Below are 20904 nucleotides of genomic sequence, written 5' to 3' on the forward strand. Positions count from 1 at the left end.
GTTGTATATGACCTTTACTCTTTAATCTATAGTGCAACTGGCTACTCGTACTTATCTTTCCAACGGTTTTTTAAAAAATTTTTGATGGCATTTTCACGTTGGTTTGTTCCCGGTACATAGAAAGATGTCCCTGTAAGTTCTTCCGGAAGAAATTCTTCGGAGACAAAGTTGTTTTCATAGTCATGGGCATATTTGTATTCTTTCCCATATCCCAAATCCTTCATTAATTTGGTGGGTGCGTTTCTCAATGGTAGAGGTACGGATAGGTCTCCCGTTTGTTTGACGGTTTGCTGGGCCTTACCTATGGCCATATAGCTTGCGTTGCTTTTCGCAGAAGTCGCAAGGTAAATGGCACATTGGCTCAAAATGATACGTGCTTCAGGGTATCCTATGGTAGTCACCGCCTGAAAGGCGGCATTCGCGATGACCAACGCCGTCGGATTGGCCAGACCGATATCTTCCGACGCCGAAATAAGCATCCTACGTGCAATGAATTTCACGTCTTCACCGCCTTCGATCATCCTTGCCAACCAATATACCGCTGCGTTAGGGTCACTGCCGCGGATCGATTTTATAAAGGCCGAAATGATATCATAATGCTGTTCTCCGGTCTTATCATAGAGCACTGTGTTTTTCTGGATCTTATCCAAAACAAGTTTGTCGGTAATAACGATAGTATGGGTCTCTTCGGAATTTACAATGAGTTCGAAGATATTGAGCAATTTTCTTCCATCGCCACCAGAAAGTCGAAGTAGTGCCTCTGTTTCCTTGAGTTTTATTTTTTTGATCTCAAGAAGGAATCTTGTTCCATGGCCCTTTTTAACAAGGCTTCCAAATCTTCCTTCCCGAAAGGGTTTAGAATATAAACTTGACATCGTGATAATAATGCTGGAATGACCTCAAAACTCGGGTTCTCAGTTGTAGCCCCTATCAATGTTACCCATCCCTTTTCGACCGCTCCCAATAGCGAATCTTGTTGCGATTTACTGAAACGGTGGATTTCATCAATAAACAGAATAGGGTTTTTGGAAGTAAAAAGACCGCCGCTCTGTTTCGCTTTGTCTATGACGTCACGAATGTCTTTTACACCACTATTTATGGCACTCAATGCATAGAACGGTCGACCGCTCTCGTATGAAATAATGTTTGCCAAAGTGGTTTTTCCGGTTCCGGGAGGCCCCCAAAAAATCAATGAGGGTATGATTCCTTTTTTAATTTGATGGGTCAACGCACCTTTGTCGCCTACCAGATGGTGCTGGCTGATATAATCTTCGAGCGTTTTTGGCCTAACACGTTCGGCGAGCGGTTCGTTCATGGTATAAAAATAAGATAAAATAAGGGATGACTATTTGTCGTTATTTACTTTTACGGATAGGTTTTTGGTAACTATCCGACTAGATTAATCATGATTTCATAGGTAGGAGCCTTGTTTTGAAGATAAAAAATGTCTGAAAACCATTATTTTAAATTTACGAATTCCGTTCTAGTAGCACCACTATTGGGGGTGCTGCTAATATGGACCGTTTTTTGGTTCGAACTACGTTTTCAGACCAACTTCAATCAATTAGGTATCGTACCAAGAACATTTTCGGGCCTGAAAGGTATTGTATTAAGTCCGTTCATTCACGGTTCGGTCGAGCACCTTTACAACAATACCATTCCACTGGCCATTTTGATGGCCTCCTTGTTTTATTTCTATCGGAACATTGCATTGAAAGTACTGTTTTGGGGAATTCTTCTCTCCGGACTTTTTACTTGGGCTATCGGAAGGCCTTCATATCACATCGGTGCTAGTGGTGTCATCTATCTTTTGGCCAGTTTTGTTTTATTTAAAGGAATTTTCACCAAATATTATAGGTTGGTGGCCTTATCCCTTGTGGTGGTTTTTATCTATGGAAGTCTGTTGTGGTATATCTTCCCCATAAAAGATGGAATTTCTTGGGAAGGCCATTTGGGAGGTTTTTTAGTAGGCTTATTTATGGCAATTTTTATAAAGGCGAAAATTCCGGTTGTAAAAAAGTTCGACTGGGAAAAAGAGGATTATGATGAAGAAAACGACGAATTTTTAAAACAGTTCGATGAGGAGGGCAATTTTATAGAAACCCCTCCGGAAACTTCCGATGGTATTAAGATTACCTATCATTTTAAAAAGGACGCTGAAAATAGTGGGCAGTAAACAGTTGATAGCATAAATATTGCAGGTTATCTTTCCTTAACCCTTAACCCTTAACCCTTAACCCTTAACCCTTCGTTGTCTTACCGCTTCATATAAAAACACGCCACAGGCCACTGATACGTTCAAAGAGGCGATTTCACCTAGTAAAGGGAGTTTTGCTAGGGCATCGGCCGCTTTCAGAATGGATGGCGATATGCCACGGTCTTCGGAGCCCATAATTATGGCGCAGGGTCTTTTAAAATCAACCTCGTAGATAGTTTTTTCGGTCTTCTCCGTGGCTGCGACAACGGCAATGCCAGAGGCTTGTAAATAGAATACAGCATCCTTAATATGGTCCACTTTGGCGATGGGAACCTTAAATGCAGCACCTGCCGAGGTTTTGATAGTGTCCGAAGTTACGGGAGCCGCCCCTTTTTTCTGAATAATGATGCCATCAACGCCACAACATTCGGCCGTTCTTATAATGGCCCCGAAATTTCGTACATCCGACAGTTGGTCTAGAAGCAAGAATAAAGGTGTTCTTTCACTTTCCATGACCTTTTCTACAAGGGCATCGAGTTCGTGGAAGGTAATAGGCGAGATGGTCGCAACCACACCTTGGTGGTTGTTCGAAGTCAAACGGTTCAGCTTTTCGATAGGAACGTAAGAGGCGTTAATACCTTTTTTTCGGATTATGCCTTCCAGCTCTTTGGAAAGATCGCCTTTTAGACCTTTTTGAATAAATACCTTATCAAGGGTCTCATCACTGTGTATAGCTTCTAGAACGGCTCGAATTCCATAAATTTGGCTAGTTTTCTCCATTGGATAAAGGTAAAATAAAAAACCATCCCGCCGTACGGCAGGATGGTTTCATCAAATGTCAACAAATTTTTATTGGTTCAAAAACTCAAAGGCTCTTATTAGATCGGCCTCGTCCTTGATATTCAGGTCATTTTCCTTCAAATAAGACTTTAATTCATCTTTTTTAGAATCATCAACAAGCTTGACCAACTTACTGTTTTTCAAGGAAATCTCATCCATACGATTGACACCTTCTTTTTGGTAGTAATACTCTGTAAATTGGCTAAATCTACTAGGTACGGCTTTTACAAATGAATTTGCGGCCGGCTTGCCCTCCGTGAACTTTACATGGGTTCTTTTGAACAGTTTATAATTTTTACCATCCATCAAGGTGGTTAGGTATCCGTTAAGTGTTTTGTTCTTCGAGGTGACGAAAGTCTTAAAGCTCAATTTCTTACCGTTGGAAAGAATACTGACCTCTTTATCCCTTGATAGGCTTTTGGCGGTTTCTTCTTCAGAATTCGTTTTCTTGATTTCTATTTCTTCGTTCAGTGCGTTGTAACGATAAAAAATAGTGCCTAGATTTTCATCGCCATAGTACATGGTCGTCGGCAAGTACGTATTGGATATATAGGGTGACCCTTGAAATTCGGCATAGCGATCCTCATTTTTTGCGTTTCGTTCGCTTATGGGCCCCATCAGGTCATAGATTTGCCCTTGAGCACCTTGTCCACCACCGGCCGACATGTTTGATGAAGCTTGCCCGGCGAATTGCGCGATACCTGTGGTACAGGCTCCAAAAAATAATATTAAATAAACTAACTTTTTCATAATTCAATTTTTAATACGTGTTCACAAATTTAACAAATAAATTGGCGCATTTGTCCAAACAAAAGTTAATTTGATATCAATTTATGTGCACTTAAACGATCATTGTTTCGTGTATTGATCAACAAGGGCTTTTTCATGAAATTAATCACGGTAAGGTCTTTCACATTGCCCTCAAGATATAATCCAGAATCAGATCGGTCCATTACGGAATAACCGTTCTTGCCATTGGAAAGTAGTACTACCCCCGATATGGCATCGAGCCTGGGGGTTTCAACCTCGGTTTCGTATATATTGCCCGCTACAATGCAGTCTTCGTAGCCATCGCCATCGATGTCTTGAAAAACACTGTTCATTATCGGAAACTGTTGTGCTTCGATTGGCAGCGGTCGACTTTCGAAATTGCCGTCGCCCATGTTTATTAAAATCAACGAGTTGAACTCATCGACTGCGTTTTCATACGCATCGGATAATTTTTCACCATAAATATCGACAAGTGTGGCATTGGCAAACTCCGAATAGGTACCGAATTTATCTTTGATAAAGGGCATTTGTTGCGAGGAACATTCCCGACCTCGAACCGGCACGTATTCCCCTTTGTATTCTTTGCTCAAGACGACGTCATTGGTGCCGTTATTGTCAAAATCATTCGAATATATTTTGAAGGGCTTTTTCTTACTTGCCTTAAATTTTAGGTTCAGGCCAACATTGCCTACAATGTAATCCTTCAGTCCGTCTTTGTTGATGTCGGTCTCATTAACCGAAAACCACCACCCTTTATGGCTCATAGCTTCGGAATCTTTCACTAATGTAAAATGACCCTTGTTATTCTGAAAGAACCCCATGGTTGTCCATTCCCCGACCGCGATAAAATCTTCCCATCCGTCATTGTTAAAATCTGTGGTCAAAATACTATTGACAATACCGAAATTATCCAATTCTGGGGCTTTTTCTAAAGTCACGTCTTTCAACGTGCCGTTTTCGTTTTCATACAGTACAGATGGACTATGTTTCGGATAGTTTTTCGGAATCGTTCGATTTCCTACCAAGATATCGCTATCACCATCTTGGTCAAAATCGATGATATCAACTGATTTACCGCTTTTTGGAAACGATTCCAAAAGCGGATCTTGATATTTTGAGAAAGTACCCGACCCATCATTCAAATAAATTCTGTCGCGATAGAACGATGAGTTCTCGGCGAACTCGTTTCCGCCACTGACCACGTAGAGATCAAGGTCATTGTCGCCATCAAAATCGAAAAAGACCGATTCCATGTCTTCAAAGCCCTTATCTTCTTCGAAAATGGCGGATTCCATTTTTTTGAAAGTGCCTTGCTTTTGTAAGTATAGCTCGGCCGCTTGACCCGAGGCGCCACCTACGAATAGATCGGTAAGCCCATCACCATTAACATCGGCTTTTGACAAAAATGGACCGAAGTTCGATTGTTTATAAGGCAGTAGTATTTCAGTCTCAAAGTCATCGAAGAAATTTTCACGATGCACGAAATCAAGGCCTAAAGTAGTCGGTCGTACTTCATCAAAAATTGATTTTTTTATATTGGTTTTTAGGGGTTGCTCGACCTTTGCATTTTTTATATCGAACGAAATAGTGGTGTTGACATCAATATTTAGACGATACTCCGTTTTGCCATTTAGCCAGGTCACCAATACAGTATCGACTTTAGTGATGTTGCCTAGACCGAAATGTGCTGTATTTTCTTGGGAAGACATATAGCCTCGAACTCTTTTCTGTTCAACGAACTGTGACTTTCCGTCATATGATATCCTGATTTTGGCAAAAGGGTCCGAGGTTTCGCCCAAGACCTTGACTTTCAGAAAGTTGCCTGTGTTGTTTTCTGAGCTTAGGTTTTTGTATAAAAAGGTATTTTCATCCATATTGTTGACAACAAGGTCGAGATCTCCGTCATCGTCAAGATCTCCCTGCGCTACGCCATTGCTAAAGGAAAAGTCGCCCAAGCCCCAGTTTTGGGCATTTTCGGTAAAATTCAATCCCCCTTTATTTTCATAAAGTATATTGGCTAATTTTTCCGAAGGCATTGATTCATAAAGCTGTTTTTTTATGTCAAGGGGCACTTGATTTCTATATCTTTTTTGTGTTTCAAAAACCCTGTTCTGAAGGTCATTGTCAAGTGCGTATCTTCGGTATCCGTTGGTAATAAAAACATCGGCGTCGGTATCGTTGTCATAATCGGACATCAAAACGGACCAACTCCAGTCGGTATTGGCCATCTCGGTGAGCTGTGCTATATCGTTGAACGAATCATTGCCCAAGTTCAGCTGCAATGTATTGAACATGTACTGATAGTGAAATTCCGCCTTATTGATCAAATAGTCGAACCGACCCGTATTCATTGAGGCCATCAAGGTCTTTGACCGTACGTGGTCGCTAGACGACATATCGAGTACGAAAATATCCTCCAAATCATCATTGTTCATATCGGCAATGTCCATACCCATACCAAAAAAGGATAGGTGTTGGGTATATTCCTTTATTTGATCTTCAAAAGTTCCATCACCCTGATTGATATACAATGCATCGGGAATATAATAGTCACTGGCAATATAGAAATCCAGCCACCCATCTTTGTTGATATCGCTAATGCAAAGACCGAGGCCAAAAATAGGACGTTCCAAGCCAGAGGCCTTGGTGACATCAATAAATTTGCCATTATCGTTACGATATAAATGAGAGCTGTTAAAATGTTGCGCTTCCCTATCTTTGGCCACCATGTTGTAGAAGTTTATAGGGTCGACCCCATAAATTTCATTTTCGTTCATAACAATACAGTCGAGATCACCGTCGTTGTCATAGTCGAAAAATGCCGATTGGGTGGTTATACCCATGTCCGCAAGTCCATATTCTTCAGCCGATTCGGTAAAGGTTACTTGCCCTGCGGCCGTTGAAGTGCCATTGTTAATATATAGAAGGTTTTTTCTGTTCAGTCTAGGGTTAGGCCCTCCTTGTGAAACATAGATGTCTTTAAAACCATCATTATTGATATCGACGAAGGTTATACCGTTCGACCATTTTTTGCCCACATTGATGCCCGCTTCGGCCGAAATGTCTTTAAACGTTAAATTGCCCTCGTTGAGATACAATTTGTTATCGACTTGGTTGCCACAGAAAAAAATATCCAATAGGCCGTCGTTGTTCAGGTCTTCGACTCCGACACCTGCACCGTTGTAGAAATAATCAAAGCTGAAGAGGTTTTCGAGTGTGGCGACATTTTCTGTTATGGAATTAGAAAAATAAAGGTTACTGGTTTTAGCATCTACTTTCTGGAAAACCTGTTTTGAGGTACTCGTTTGGGTGCTATCCACTTCAGAAGTTCCAGTATTGGATTTATCATCTTTTCTACAAGAATGATTCAGGCCAAGACCTAAGATTATGATTAAACTTATAACAGATATTCTTCTCATTTCTTTCAAGACTTTGAACAATGGCTCAATTTAGAGAATTTATTAGGAACAGTTAAAATACGATGTATGCAAATTTACAGTGTTCATTGGTAAATACCCATAAAAAAACCGACCGCTACATGTGCAACGGTCGGTCATCATTTTGTTAAACGATATCTTATTGCTTCGTAAACCTATACGTCGTTTGTACGGGACTACTACAATTCGATTGTGCATCATCGGTAAAAGTAACCTCAAATACACTATCATCATTAATGTCATAGGTAGATCTAACGGTAGCGTCAGTAAACCAATCCCCGCCATCTCCACATGCACAGTTACTGTTCTGATTAGGTACTACAACTTCACCACAAACCAATTCAAACTTGAATGGGTTGTTTGTTCCACAATAGGTTGGATAGTTGAACGTATCAAATACTCGTTCAACAGAAGTATCTCCAACTGTTAATGTTGTTATCGTACCTGACGATAATGTGAATCCATCTACCTCTGCCGTAATTTGCTCCATAAGATAGTTCCCAACAAATTGGGTGTCTTCCACTGGACATGTAACTCCCGGAGTATAAAGAAACGGAGAAGCAAAATAAGTACCAGTCAATGTACCTGAATTCTGTGCAAAAGAGAATCTTCTCCCATCTGTAAGCACCAATTCAAATCGTACACTGAATTGATCACCGCCATCCAAATCACTTTCTGCAACACCCAAGGTGCTTAACATTTCTGCAAGTGTTATGGAATAAGATGTTACTGGCAAACCTCTCTCCCCTTGGGTGAAACTTGAACTCGGTATGGTAGCAACAAGTTGCTCGGGCTTATCCAAATCAGTACCGCCGGTTTCGACCGTATTATCACGGAAACCTAAATAGACTTCGATATTGTCGACTAAAGCCCCATTTTGTACATCTTGTACCTCTAGTTCGACCGAAAAGTTGGCATCGGCCTTACCGATCGGCAATTCATTTGAGATTAGATTAAGGGTTCGTAGTATGGCACCTCGTTCGGTATTGGCTACAATGTCATCGACGACGGCGTCTCCCTCATCACAAGCCGTGAACAGCAGCGAAGTTAGGGCAAGAGCGGTAAAAATTTTATAGTTAATTTTCATTGTCTTTACTTTTTTAGATTATTAATTCGCTGGCGGGAAAGCCGGACTTGCTGGATTCGAATCCCAAAAAACTTGCTCGGTAAGCGTAGTTTTCTGTGTCAAGTTCGGGTTAGTTACAACCTCGTTCTGAGGTATTAAGAACGATCTTGGGAACGGCCCAGGATTCAATTCCCAGTTCGGAGTTAACGTAGTGGGATACCCAGTTTTTCTATAATAGTTAATGGCCTCGGCACCGCCACCCCACATATCAATCCAATATTGTTCTGCAAATATGTCTTCTTTGTCATCACCGGTTGCCGCGTTAAAATCTGCCACAATACCATCAATATAGGCTGTGACTTCGGCCGCAGTGGGCTCAAAAGACTTGTCGGCATTGCCGTCCAAGGCTCCAAAACTTTGTACTTTGGCAATGGATTTTACCATAGCTGCTCTCATAAACGTGGCTCTGTCAGTATCACTGGCTGCCATATCGGCTCTCCAAAAATCGACCCACGAGGCTAAAATAATAGGTTCGATACCGACACCGCCACCACCAAGGCCCAAACCAACAACATCAAAACTGTTGTCGTCAAAGCGCCCTGCAGCTGGGTAGACACCCACACCTGTTTTTACAAAACCATCTGGTGGCGTACCTTCATCATTTCCGTGTGAACGACCCCAATACCCATTATCGGCACTACAGAACGTATATCCACCATCTAAATAGTGCTGTGGAGGCACCACCAATGAACAGGCCAATGTTTCCTCACTTGGTGGAACGGGATTACCATCGATATCCAAAGCACCGGGGGTGCCTGGCTCTTGGCGGTAGAAATAATATCGAATACGGGGATCATTTTTATCATCCATGGTTTCCATCAACCAGTTGGATTTGTAGGGGCCGACACCACTGGGTGTGTAATCCCCTGCATAATCCTGATGACGTGTATCGGGCTGCAGTTCGCGCGACCCAAATTGAAATTGAAAATCATCCTCAGTAGCACTGATAAAATTATTTCCTGCAATGACGGCATTAAAACCAGCCGTGTCATTTGTAGTCACGTACGCTTTAAGACGAATCGAGTTGATCGCCTTAATCCATTTCGCAGCATCACCTCCGTAGAAAAAATCCGTAGCCCCCAAGGTAGGCGCATCACCACTCAACAAGCCCTCGGCTTCATCCAACAATCCTAAGGCAGCAGCATATACCGCTGGGCCATCGTCCAACGTTGGAGCAGGGAACTCTTCCGGATTACCTGCTTGACTAAAAGCAGCCTTTCCTAAATAATCGACCAATAATAACAATTGATGGGCATACATCACTTTACCGATACCCACGTGAAAATTGTAGTTGACTTCGGAGTCATTATTAATGGACTCCAAAGTGTTCAGGTTTGTCAATATCCCTACACTCACACCTGAGCCAACGCCCGTACCCCCACTACTATAGGTTCTTGACCAAATGCCATTAAATGTGGCTCCCGGGTAGTTGTTGAAATAGTCACGACCTCCCATATAGTCTATTCGGGTCGTTTCAGAACCTCGGTCGTTAAACTCGACCATGTTCTGTACATAGGAGAATTGGATGGAGTTCAACAATAAATTAGGATCTGCCTGATCCGCGGCCAAGTCGTTCGGACTTGTTCTTAAGTCTAGCTCGGTCGTATCACAGGAGTTCAAAAGACCACCTGCTACGAAGACCACGAGCATGTATTTCATTATTTTTTTCATAATATCTATATAATTAGATTAACAATTTTTTTAAAAGGTCATCTTTACGCTCATACCATATCTTCTGGTACTCGGTCCGTTCAAGAAATCGAAACCTCGTCCGTTACCGACACCGACACCCGCAACATTGGGATCGAAGTTGGCACCGTCTGGCGTATTATATGCGTCGTACCAAAGGTTAAAACCTTGCAACGTAAATGTTAAAGATCCAAAAGGTGTCTTCTCCAAGAACTTCTTAGGCAATGAATAGCCCAAAGAAACCTCTTGTAATCGGAGTACCGAAGCGTCATAAATTTTGCCTTCTGCCGGACCGAATAACAAGTTGCTAAAGTAATAGGTCGAGTTGTTCAACTGAATATCGTTAGGCTGACCGCTATTCTGGTTTACCCCTGGAAGAATATAGGTATTCAAACGATCTTCCGTTTCGACGATCAAGCCCCTACCCAATAAGGTAGCAATGGTACTAGACATGATGTCACCCCCTTTGATATGGTTGACCTGAAACCCTAGGCTCCAGCTCTTATACGAGAGACTGTTGATAAAGTTCATCGTATAATCCGGTATGGCATCACCAATGATCGGCACATTGCCATCAAGGTCAGATTCCGAAATAATATAGTTACCGGCATCATTGGTCAACAAGTTACCCGCCTCATCACGTAGAAAAGCTGTACCGACTATAGTACCCAACGATTCTCCTTTGATGGCAGCATTCGCCCCGATGAACAATGCAGTACTTCCGGTATAGAAGATAATATCCTGCTCTTGCTCCTCAACAACTTCTTTATTTGCAAAGAAGTTTACTTTACTATTCCAATTGAAACCATCATCACTTCGGAACAAATCGATGCCTAAATCGGCTTCGTAACCTTTGTTACTGATTTGACCGATATTACTCTGCGTCAAAGTAAATCCGGTAGAAGGTGATAAGGGTTCGAAAACGATCAAATCATCCGTTCTTCTGTCATAATAGGTAAAATCCAAGGAAATTCTATTTTTCCAGAACTTGCTTTCAAAACCGACCTCGAATTCTTTTAGCAATTCAGGTTTTAGTGCTGGATTGGCACGGAAGTTATCCACTTGATTCGTGGTAATCTCACCGCCTTCGCCGAAGGCTTGCGTATTTTGCTCCACAACACTTACCGTCGGATACCCAGTCGGGAAATTCGCCGAAGTACCGTAACTAGCACGTAACTTCAAATAGTTTAAACCATTTTCTGATTTTAAACCACTGAACGCTGCGGTCGGTAAAAAGGACAAACTAACACCCGGATAGGTCAAACTGCGATTTTCTTTGATCAAGTTCGATACCCAGTCCGTTCTACTACTCACGTTCAAGAATAAGAAGTTGTCGTAGTCAAAACTTAGATCCCCGAATACACCGACAATATTTCGTTTTTGCGAAAATTGGATGGGTGCTTGGTTCTCATAGTTAAAGTGTCGTCTGATTCCGAATACGATCTGACCTGTACTGGCTACCCCTTGAAGATCAAAATCATCAGATCGGGCATTGGCACCGACGTTAAAGGTCATTCCGATTTTTTCGGAAAGGTCGTAATTACCGTTCAAAGAGGCCGTATGATCCCAAATAGTATTATTGGTATCATAAGTGTTCAGGAATCCGAAGATGTCGAAATTAAACTCAACCCCACCTCTATCAGAAAATTGTGTGTTTCGTTCGTTATAGAAATCCAATCCTGTTCTCCAGGTCACCCCAAGGTTTTCACTCAATTCATAGTTTAAAGAAGTATTGAAGTAAAAACGGTTAGTCAACTGATTGAACTTGATATGGTCACCTACCCATCGTGGGTTAATGATATCGTTCGTGTTTCGATAATAGACACTACCACCAGTCTGAGGGTTTTCATAAGGTAGCCCCATCAAATCTACACTGATAGGCGTAAAAAGTACAGCGCCATAAATGGAGTTTGAGCTGATACCTCCGTTACCGCGACTCGCCGAAACCGGTGGCGTATCGTAATCGGTACGTGAATAGTTCATAGCTCCCGTAATGGTAAACTTATTGCTTAGCTTAGAACGTCCACCAACGGAGAAGTTGATTCGATTCAATTTGTTACCTGGGGTAAACCCAACATCGTTCAAATGCCCTAGGTTGGCATTATAGGTAGTATTACCATCTTGAGAGCCGCCCGCAAAATTCACGGAAGTGTTCGTCACATACCCTGGAGCAAAGAAATCTTCTACCGAAGAGTACGGCCTCCAAGCGTAGCGAGCCCCCTGCAACTCTGGAAAAGCATCCCGAGTCGCGGCTATCGCCGTTGTAGAGTATGGATGTTCCAACGTACCGTTGGCATCTATGGCCGCTTGAGCGCCCCAACCTGCTGTACCATCACGATCAAAACTTGGTCCCCAGTTACTGAAGAACCATCCAAACGCTTGGTCAAAACCACCACCGTATGAGTTTTGATAATCCGGTAAAGAGGCATATTCGTTGGTAAAGTATGACGTACTTACCGTAATTTCATTTTTCTTGACACCGCCTGTAGAGGCTCCAGCCTTGGTCGTGACCAAGATAACCCCGTTCTTACCCAACGTACCATATAAGGTCGTTGCGGCAAGACCTTTCAGCACCTCGATGTTCGCGATGTTGTTCGGATCAAGATCCAAGAAACGCGAGGATCCCGTATTTCCTGTAAGGAAGGTACCTCCGTTATTGTTGGTGTCATTGCTAAATGGTACACCATCTACAATGAACAAGGCCTGGTTACTACCACTAAAGGAACTCAAACCACGAATGGTAACACTCGTAGCGGAACCGGACATACCACCGGCGGCAGTAATCTGCACCCCTGAGGCCTTACCGGCAAGCACACGTGCAACATCACCTTCAGCGCGTTGCTCCAAGGCTTCTTCGCCAACCGAACTGGTGGCATACCCTAGCGCTTTTTTCTCCCTTTTAATACCCTGGGCAGTTACAACGACCTCTTCCAAGGCCTGTGCATCCTCCTGCATCTGAACATTAATGGTGTCGTTTGCGCCAATCGGCATTTTTACTTCTTTTTGACCTATATAGGTGAAAGAAAGTACTTGACCGACCTCTCCGTTGATAGAGTAGTTTCCGTCAAAATCGGTCTGGGTACCTGTAGTGGTACCCTCTACGACGATGTTTACACCGGGCAGAGGTAGACCGTCTTGGTCAGTTACAGTACCGGAAATCGTCTTTTCCTGTGCAAATGATATCTGCACAACCAACGCCAATAACAGCGTCAAGATTCCATTGAATTTTGTTCTCATTTTTTAATTATTTGAATTAGCTATCGGCAAAAATCACAAATTCATGTTAATAATCCAAAGGATTTTTAATAAAACTTTAAGAACGCATTTTATTAATACAACTTTCTCGATCCTTTTTGTGATAGCATAATAATAATGTCAATAATTAAGAGAAAAACTGAGAATATCATAAAATAAATTATGATTTACCTAATTTCTTTTTGCGAACTGGCCGAATTAGACATTTTTTTGATAATCCTTCAAAAAACATCTCGTGTTTCGAATTTGCAGTTCATTTTGGCTCTCAACGATTATAAGATGCGTAATTGGACCTTGGGTTGCGCACGAAAAGATTTGCGTTTAGGAAACATAGCCTTTAGAAAGCCCCGATAAACGTTTACTCTTTTTCCGGAATTTTAACTAAAATAAGGGTTTTTAGGGGCTAAAAGCATTTTTTCGGTTCGCATGTTTTTGTAACTTTCTGTAGAAAAAATGTTCTACCCTCATTTTATGTGAATATCAAAAAATTGCCCTAAAAATAATATTGATCAAATGGTCAATCTGTTCGAAATAAGCTTTCATGGTCTATGGTTTGTTTATGATAGATTGTTCCCTTTAAAACGTGAAGAGGTATAAGTCCCTCCTTGGGAGGGATTTAGGGAGGTCGCGTCGGAGTAAGAAACCCTGATAAACGATTTTTGTATGTCAAAGCAGTATGCGGACCTCCCCAACCCAACCCCCCAACCCCCCCCCCAATGAGGGGGATGGCTCACAGTCGGGATTGGACTTTCAAAAGACTATGGACGTTACCAATTATCAATTAAACTAGTGGTAGAAAAAAAAATAGAAGATGAGAATCTTGAATTTAATGTCTCTTTTTGCGGTTATAGTAACATGTGCCCAAGGAAATATACATGCTCAGGGCGAGGGCGGCATTTTTACGGCCAGTCGCTTGGCGGCCTTGAAGACCGGCGAAGGTGGATTGGGTAACAACCCCAGTACCATGAACCTATATAGTGACATGCGGATGAAATTCGCCAAAATGGGCGAAGAGGTTACCTTGACTTTAGATGATATAGAAGGTACCATATATCTTAATGATAAGTTCAATCTTGGAACGTTGGCTTATGACGGGCAGGCTTTTAAAAAACTGCATATGCGCTACGATGCGTATAACGATGAAGTAGAGATTAAGGAATCCGCCGCCACCGAAGAAGTTCTGGCATTGGTAAAAGATCCGGAACTCTCTTGTTCGTTAAACGGGTCAACTTTTATATTCACCAGAATGATCGATGCTAATAGCAACGAGCGAAGTGGTTACTTGATTCCCTTATATGAAGGTAAAAAATATAGCCTCTATGAACGTAGACTCAAAGAATTTAAGGAAGGCAAACCGGCCAAGACCTCTCACAGTACTTCTTTTCCGCATCGATTTGTTGATGCCGCCGAATACTATGTGAAAATCAGGGAAGGCATACCTGGATTCGTAAAGGCGAAAAAGAACGACCTTATGGTCGTCTTCGGAAAAGAACGCGAAAAGCATATCAAGGAATATATAAAGGATAAAAGAATAAACCTGAATAATCAGGTCGATTTGATAGATCTTTTTGCTTTTGCAAACACCTTGTAGTAAGAATACCGTATAAAATAGTCGTATTAGCGGCCGAACTAGGTCTAGTGCCAAAGATTATGAATTATTAAATGTTAGGGTTTTGAAAAACTATTTCCTCTTTTTGGTTCTTACTTGTTTTATTAGTGTCGCGGTCAATGGGCAACGAAAGACCATACAGCCTTGGGGCGTATCCGGGGATGTTTGGGACCATAGTAAGGCCTTGGGGAACAACCCCTCCTCTGAGAATTTTTATAGCGATATGCGGATGAAGTTCGCCAAAATGGGCGAAGAGGTAAAGCTTACCTTAGATGATATAGAAGGAACCATATATATTGATGGGCAATTCTCGCTTGGCACGCTTTTCATAGAGGGAAAAGCGTTCAAAAAACTACAACTTCGCTTTGATGCCTACAATGATGAAATGGAACTTAAGGAATCCGCTGCGTCCGAAGAGGTCAAGGCTTTAGTGAAAGATCCCGGACTTTCATGTTCCCTAAACGGTAGAACTTTTATATATACCACTATGATCGGAAAGAATGATACCCGGCGAAGCGGTTATCTGATTCCCTTATATGAAGGAAAATCATATCGGTTCTATGAACGTAAAATAAAGGATTTCAAAGAGGGTAAGCAGGCAAGGACCTCGCACGGCACATCGTTTCCGCATCGCTTTGTTGACGAAAATGAATTTTATATTACTAGGAAAGATGACGACATCCCCGAAATTCTTCCCGCCAAGAAATCTGAAATCATTTCCATCTTCGGGATGGAGAAAGAAAAAACCATTAAAAAATTTATAAGGGCTAAGAAAATCGATGTGTCGAAGGTTGGCGATTTGGTCAATCTGTTCGCATATGTTAATACGTTGTATTAGGCTACCATTATATAGATACAGCAGAGGTCTAATTAGAGGACCTAAAAGAGATTTAGAAGGTTATGAGAAATATATTGACAATACTATACTCTTGCATGGCATTTATGGTTGTGGATGCTATGATGGCCCAAGGCAATATTCATTCGCCTGGGGAGGGAGGAGTCTTCACTCCTGAACGATATGCCTTGCTCAAAAGCGACCGTGGTGAATTGGGAGGATTGGGCAACAACCCAAACATGATGAACCTCTATAGCGATATGCGCATAAAGTTCGCCAAAATGGGCGAAGAAGTAAGGCTTACGCTTGACGACATATATGGATCTATTTATTTGGACGATCAATTTCGGTTAGGTACCCTGTACGATAATGGGGTTGCCTATAAAAAATTACATATGCGTTATGACGCTTATAACGATGAGTTCGAGATTAAGGAAACAGGAACCTCGGAAAGCGTACACGCTTTGATCAAGCACTCCGCTATTTCTTGTTCTTTAGAAGGTGATACTTTTATCTATTATGAATACGGGGATAATAAGAATATGACAAAGGAAGGATACCTTATTGTCCTTTATTCAGGCATGGCATACAAACTCTACCAGCGTAACATGAAAGTCTTTAAAGAGGGGAAACAAGCCAAGACCTCACATGGAACGTCGTTTCCGCATCGATTTATTGAAGAAACTGAATTCTTTGTTAGTAAGAATGGTGAAATGCCAAAATTTTTATATCCCAAGAAATCCGAAGTTTTATCCTTCTTGGGTAAGGACAAAGAAAAAACCTTAAAAAAATTTATAAAGGATAAGAAAATCAATCTGATGCGCCGAAAAGATCTTATTGACCTTTTTTCTTTTAGCGATCAGTTGGAGTAAATAACACATATAAATATAAAAGTAATATGAAAAAGCTGGTCATTTTTTTAGGTCTTATAGTATTGGGTTTTCAGGCCTATGCCCAAAGGGGCATGATGAACGAATCATTTAGAGTTGGCGGGGACGTGGCCGGGCGCGACGCACTTGGGCTTTGTTGTACGATTCAGGCATCTTTGGGCAATAACCCCACAGTGATGAACGCCTTTTCTGATTTTAAGGATTCGTTTGGGGATCCCACTTTTACCAAACAATCCGGTTATGCCAGAATCAAGGGCACGGCCTAATATGATAAAGACTTTGTCGAAGCGACCATTTTTGCCTATGGCGATGAAGCGGCGCGATTTTATGTCCGATATGATGCATTTAACGATGATATAGAAATAAAAAGGAATAAGCATAATATCAATACGGAATCGCTGGTGAGGGATGAAAACATTTCTTGTAAAATAGATGGCGAGACCATGGTCTACAAAACATTTACGGATGCGAAAGAGAATGTTGCAACGGGGTATCTTAGTCCTATCTATGAAGGTGACCGATATGTTATCTATGTTCGTAAAATGAAAATTTATAAGGAAGGAAAAGCGGCAAAAACCTCACATGGTACTGCATTCCCACCGAGATTCTTGGATAAGACCGAGTATTATGTAACCGCTGGAAAGCAGAATCCGCAACATGTAAACCTTAGAAAGAAAGAGGTTCTTGCCTTTTTTGATAGTGCAGAAAAGAAAAAAATAGAATCTTTTATAAGAGACAAGGGCTTAAAGTTTGAGACTCCCTATGATTTGGCAAAAGTGTTTGAACATGCTGAGCAAATTACAAGTACCGGAATGGCGTCGGGACAGTAAGAGAATAATCGAAATATTTCAAAACAGTCTCTTGATATGTGACAAAAAGGCTACACTGCAAAGTGGAGTTTTTTGTTGAAATACAAATCCTTGTTCGTAAGTATCCCTGAAGTTAAATTTAGAAGTCCAGGCTTCCTCGATATGGGTCTAAATTGTATGGCGAAATGGGCGATGTGTGTTGCTCATTGCTTGAGAGATGGTCTTTCAGAAAAAAATCCTAAAAATTTAATGTCCTATGATTTGAATTATTATGAAATAGTCTTACATTTGCCAGCCCTTAAACAGGGGTAAGTTTTTATACATATATATTATAGTATGCCAACAATTTCACAATTAGTACGAAAAGGAAGAGTCACTATTACCAAGAAGAGTAAATCGGCTGCTTTGGATTCGTGCCCTCAAAGGAGAGGTGTTTGCACAAGAGTGTACACCACAACTCCTAAAAAACCGAACTCCGCAATGCGTAAAGTTGCTAGGGTGAGGTTGACCAATGGAAAAGAGGTCAATGCCTATATTCCAGGAGAGGGTCACAATTTACAAGAGCACTCGATAGTATTGGTAAGAGGAGGAAGGGTGAAAGATTTGCCAGGAGTTAGATACCACATCGTAAGGGGTGCTTTGGACACAGCAGGTGTTGCAGGTAGAACCCAACGTAGGTCTAAATATGGTGCAAAACGCCCGAAGAAGTAATGAATAAAAAAGGTTAAGAGGTACGAGGTTAGAGGTACGAAGTAAAAAAGTTCAAAAAACTAAAAACTTAAGCCCGAAACTCGAAACTCGAAACCTGAAACTTTAAAGTAATGAGAAAAAAACAGGCGAAAAAAAGGCCACTTTTACCAGACCCTCGATTTAACGATCAATTGGTGACGCGTTTTGTCAATATGATGATGTGGGATGGAAAGAAATCTGTTGCCTTCAGTGTATTTTACGATGCCATAGATATCGTAGAAGAAAAAAAGACCGATGAAGAAAAGACGGCGTTAGAACTTTGGAAAGATGCACTTTCCAATGTTATGCCGCATGTTGAGGTGCGAAGTAGAAGAGTAGGTGGTGCCACCTTTCAAATTCCGATGCAGATTCGACCCGATCGTAAAATTTCTACAGCCATGAAATGGTTAATCAGTTATGCAAGAAAGCGTAACGAAAAAGGGATGTCTCAAAAATTGGCGGCCGAGATTCTGGCAGCATCCAAAGAAGAAGGCGCGGCCGTTAAGAAAAGAGTTGATACACATAAAATGGCAGAAGCGAACAAGGCATTCTCCCACTTTAGATTTTAAGAAATGGCAAGAGATTTAAAATTCACAAGAAATATAGGTATTGCAGCGCATATTGATGCCGGTAAGACGACGACTACCGAGCGTATCCTTTACTATACTGGTGTTAGCCATAAAATAGGAGAGGTACATGATGGAGCGGCAACCATGGATTGGATGGAACAAGAGCAGGAGCGCGGGATTACCATTACCTCTGCGGCCACCACCTGTACTTGGAATTTTCCAATGAAAAACGGAGAGGTTACCGATGAGTCCAAACCATACCACTTCAATATTATAGATACTCCCGGTCACGTAGATTTTACCGTTGAGGTAAACCGTTCGTTACGTGTGTTGGATGGACTTGTTTTCTTGTTCAGTGCAGTTGATGGTGTTGAGCCTCAATCTGAGACGAACTGGAGATTGGCGGATAACTACAAAGTTCCAAGAATGGGCTTTGTAAATAAAATGGACCGACAAGGGTCAAATTTTCTTGCTGTCTGTCAGCAAGTTAAGGATATGTTGAAATCAAATGCGGTGCCAATTGTGCTTCCTATCGGTGATGAAGCCGACTTTAAAGGTGTGGTCGATTTGGTCAAGAACCAGGCGATAATTTGGCATGAGGATAATATGGGCTCAACATTCGATGTGGTCGATATTCCTGAGGATATGAAAGCCGAAGTGAAAGAATATCGCGCGATGCTAATTGAAGCCGTTGCAGAATATGATGAGACCTTGATGGAGAAATTCTTCGAAGACGAAGATTCCATTACCGAAGATGAGGTGCATGCTGCTTTACGAGCAGCTGTTATGGATATGAGTATAATACCCATGATCTGTGGTTCTGCATTTAAGAACAAAGGTGTTCAATTTTTATTGGACGCTGTATGTCGTTATTTGCCTTCACCATTGGATAAAGAAGGTATCGTGGGCATCAATCCTGATACGGAAAAAGAAGTATTGCGAAAGCCTGACCCAAAAGAACCATTTGCGGCATTGGCCTTTAAGATTGCTACGGATCCTTTCGTAGGTCGTTTGGCCTTTTTTAGGGCCTATTCAGGTAGGTTGGATGCCGGTTCCTATGTATTGAATAATCGGTCAGGAAACAAGGAGCGTATTTCTAGAATATATCAAATGCACGCCAATAAGCAGAATGCCATCGATTTTATCGAGGCCGGTGATATTGGTGCAGCAGTTGGGTTTAAAGATATCAAGACTGGGGATACACTTTCTTCAGAAAAGCACCCTGTAGTCTTGGAAAGTATGAATTTTCCCGATCCCGTAATCGGTATCGCTGTGGAGCCTAAGACGAAGGCAGATGTCGATAAATTAGGTATGGCCTTGTCTAAATTGGCAGAAGAAGATCCGACATTTCAGGTAAAGACTGATGAAGCTTCGGGTCAGACTATAATTTCCGGGATGGGCGAATTGCATTTGGATATTATCGTTGACCGACTACGTCGCGAATTCAAGGTAGAAGTGAATCAAGGTCAGCCTCAGGTTGAATATAAAGAAGCGATTACAAGAGCGGCAGACCATAGGGAAGTTTACAAGAAACAATCCGGTGGTCGTGGAAAATTTGCCGATATCGTATTCACAATGGAGCCTATCGAGCAAAATGAGGATTCTAAACCAGGACTGGAGTTTGTCAATGTTATTAAAGGAGGTAATATTCCACGTGAATTTATTCCATCGGTAGAAAAAGGATTCAAGGAAGCCATGAAAAACGGTCCTTTGGCCGGTTTTGAAATGGATAGTATGAAAGTGACTTTGAAAGATGGATCGTTCCATGCAGTGGATTCTGATTCTTTATCCTTTGAACTAGCGGCCAAAATGGGATATAAAGAGGCGGCCAAGAAAGCGAAAGCTGTATTGATGGAGCCTATAATGAAAATTGAAGTGCTTACTCCTGAAGAAAATATGGGTGATATTGTAGGAGATTTGAACCGTCGACGCGGTACAATTTCAAATATGAGCGATAGGGCCGGTGCCAAGGTTATCAAAGGTGAGGTGCCATTGTCCGAAATGTTCGGTTATGTAACGTCGTTGAGAACATTGTCGTCCGGTAGGGCAACTTCGACCATGGAATTCTCGCACTATGCCGAGACCCCATCGAATATCGCAGAGGAAGTAATCAAGGCAGCTAAAGGCGTAACCGCTTAATTTTAAGAA

General features: G+C 41.7%; 15 protein-coding genes and 1 pseudogene. 9 read left to right on the top strand and 7 right to left on the bottom strand.

Annotated features, from left to right (window positions below):
* Positions 1–41: 41 nt before the first annotated feature.
* A pseudogene (locus N8A86_RS13820) lies at positions 42–1315 on the bottom strand (replication-associated recombination protein A).
* 129 nt (positions 1316–1444) lie between these two features.
* Between N8A86_RS13820 and N8A86_RS13825 the strand changes: the two are divergent.
* The gene (locus N8A86_RS13825; protein WP_273565926.1) at positions 1445–2176 is read left to right on the top strand and encodes a rhomboid family intramembrane serine protease; all 732 of its coding nucleotides are present in this window, start codon (positions 1445–1447) and stop codon (positions 2174–2176) included.
* A 57-nt stretch (positions 2177–2233) separates the two neighbouring features.
* On the opposite strand, the gene rlmB is transcribed toward N8A86_RS13825, so the two are convergent.
* From rlmB to N8A86_RS13855, 6 genes are all read right to left on the bottom strand, one after another.
* Positions 2234–2977 (bottom strand): 23S rRNA (guanosine(2251)-2'-O)-methyltransferase RlmB, encoded by a 744-nt coding sequence (gene rlmB, locus N8A86_RS13830; protein WP_273565927.1) that lies wholly within the window; start codon positions 2975–2977, stop codon positions 2234–2236.
* Between the two features lie 69 nt (positions 2978–3046).
* On the bottom strand, positions 3047–3787 hold the full coding sequence (locus N8A86_RS13835; RefSeq protein WP_273565928.1) for a hypothetical protein: 741 nt from the start codon (positions 3785–3787) through the stop codon (positions 3047–3049).
* Between the two features lie 65 nt (positions 3788–3852).
* On the bottom strand, positions 3853–7227 hold the full coding sequence (locus tag N8A86_RS13840) for a VCBS repeat-containing protein (RefSeq protein ID WP_273565929.1): 3375 nt from the start codon (positions 7225–7227) through the stop codon (positions 3853–3855).
* 157 nt (positions 7228–7384) lie between these two features.
* Positions 7385–8332: a hypothetical protein gene (locus tag N8A86_RS13845; protein ID WP_273565930.1), complete on the bottom strand. Its 948-nt coding sequence runs from the start codon at positions 8330–8332 to the stop codon at positions 7385–7387.
* 21 nt (positions 8333–8353) lie between these two features.
* The gene (locus N8A86_RS13850; RefSeq protein WP_273565931.1) at positions 8354–10042 is read right to left on the bottom strand and encodes a SusD/RagB family nutrient-binding outer membrane lipoprotein; all 1689 of its coding nucleotides are present in this window, start codon (positions 10040–10042) and stop codon (positions 8354–8356) included.
* A 30-nt stretch (positions 10043–10072) separates the two neighbouring features.
* The gene (locus tag N8A86_RS13855; RefSeq protein WP_273565932.1) at positions 10073–13297 is read right to left on the bottom strand and encodes a SusC/RagA family TonB-linked outer membrane protein; all 3225 of its coding nucleotides are present in this window, start codon (positions 13295–13297) and stop codon (positions 10073–10075) included.
* Positions 13298–14126: 829 nt separating this feature from the next.
* On the opposite strand from N8A86_RS13855, the gene N8A86_RS13860 reads away from it, so the two are divergent.
* The 8 genes from N8A86_RS13860 to fusA all read left to right on the top strand — a co-directional run bounded on the left by N8A86_RS13860 (position 14127) and on the right by fusA (position 20895).
* Positions 14127–14906: a hypothetical protein gene (locus N8A86_RS13860; RefSeq protein WP_273565933.1), complete on the top strand. Its 780-nt coding sequence runs from the start codon at positions 14127–14129 to the stop codon at positions 14904–14906.
* Positions 14907–14988: 82 nt separating this feature from the next.
* Positions 14989–15762 carry a hypothetical protein gene (locus N8A86_RS13865; protein WP_273565934.1) on the top strand — a complete coding sequence of 258 codons (774 nt, stop codon included), beginning with the start codon at positions 14989–14991 and terminating at the stop codon, positions 15760–15762.
* Positions 15763–15857: 95 nt separating this feature from the next.
* A complete protein-coding gene (locus tag N8A86_RS13870; protein ID WP_273565935.1) occupies positions 15858–16631 on the top strand; it encodes a hypothetical protein in 774 nt (257 codons plus the stop codon).
* A 26-nt stretch (positions 16632–16657) separates the two neighbouring features.
* Entirely contained in the window at positions 16658–16915 is a 258-nt protein-coding gene (locus tag N8A86_RS13875; RefSeq protein ID WP_273565936.1) for a hypothetical protein, read from the top strand.
* A 135-nt stretch (positions 16916–17050) separates the two neighbouring features.
* Positions 17051–17479, top strand: coding sequence for a hypothetical protein (locus N8A86_RS13880; protein WP_273565937.1), 429 nt, complete (start codon positions 17051–17053; stop codon positions 17477–17479).
* Positions 17480–17794: 315 nt separating this feature from the next.
* Positions 17795–18169 carry a 30S ribosomal protein S12 gene (gene rpsL, locus N8A86_RS13885; protein ID WP_031445118.1) on the top strand — a complete coding sequence of 125 codons (375 nt, stop codon included), beginning with the start codon at positions 17795–17797 and terminating at the stop codon, positions 18167–18169.
* 110 nt (positions 18170–18279) lie between these two features.
* Positions 18280–18756, top strand: coding sequence for a 30S ribosomal protein S7 (gene rpsG / locus N8A86_RS13890; protein WP_273565938.1), 477 nt, complete (start codon positions 18280–18282; stop codon positions 18754–18756).
* Positions 18757–18759: 3 nt separating this feature from the next.
* The gene (fusA, locus tag N8A86_RS13895) at positions 18760–20895 is read left to right on the top strand and encodes an elongation factor G (protein ID WP_273565939.1); all 2136 of its coding nucleotides are present in this window, start codon (positions 18760–18762) and stop codon (positions 20893–20895) included.
* Positions 20896–20904 lie beyond the last annotated feature (9 nt).

It is taken from the genome of Maribacter halichondriae (genome assembly GCF_027474825.1).
Lineage (GTDB): Bacteria > Bacteroidota > Bacteroidia > Flavobacteriales > Flavobacteriaceae > Meishania > Meishania halichondriae.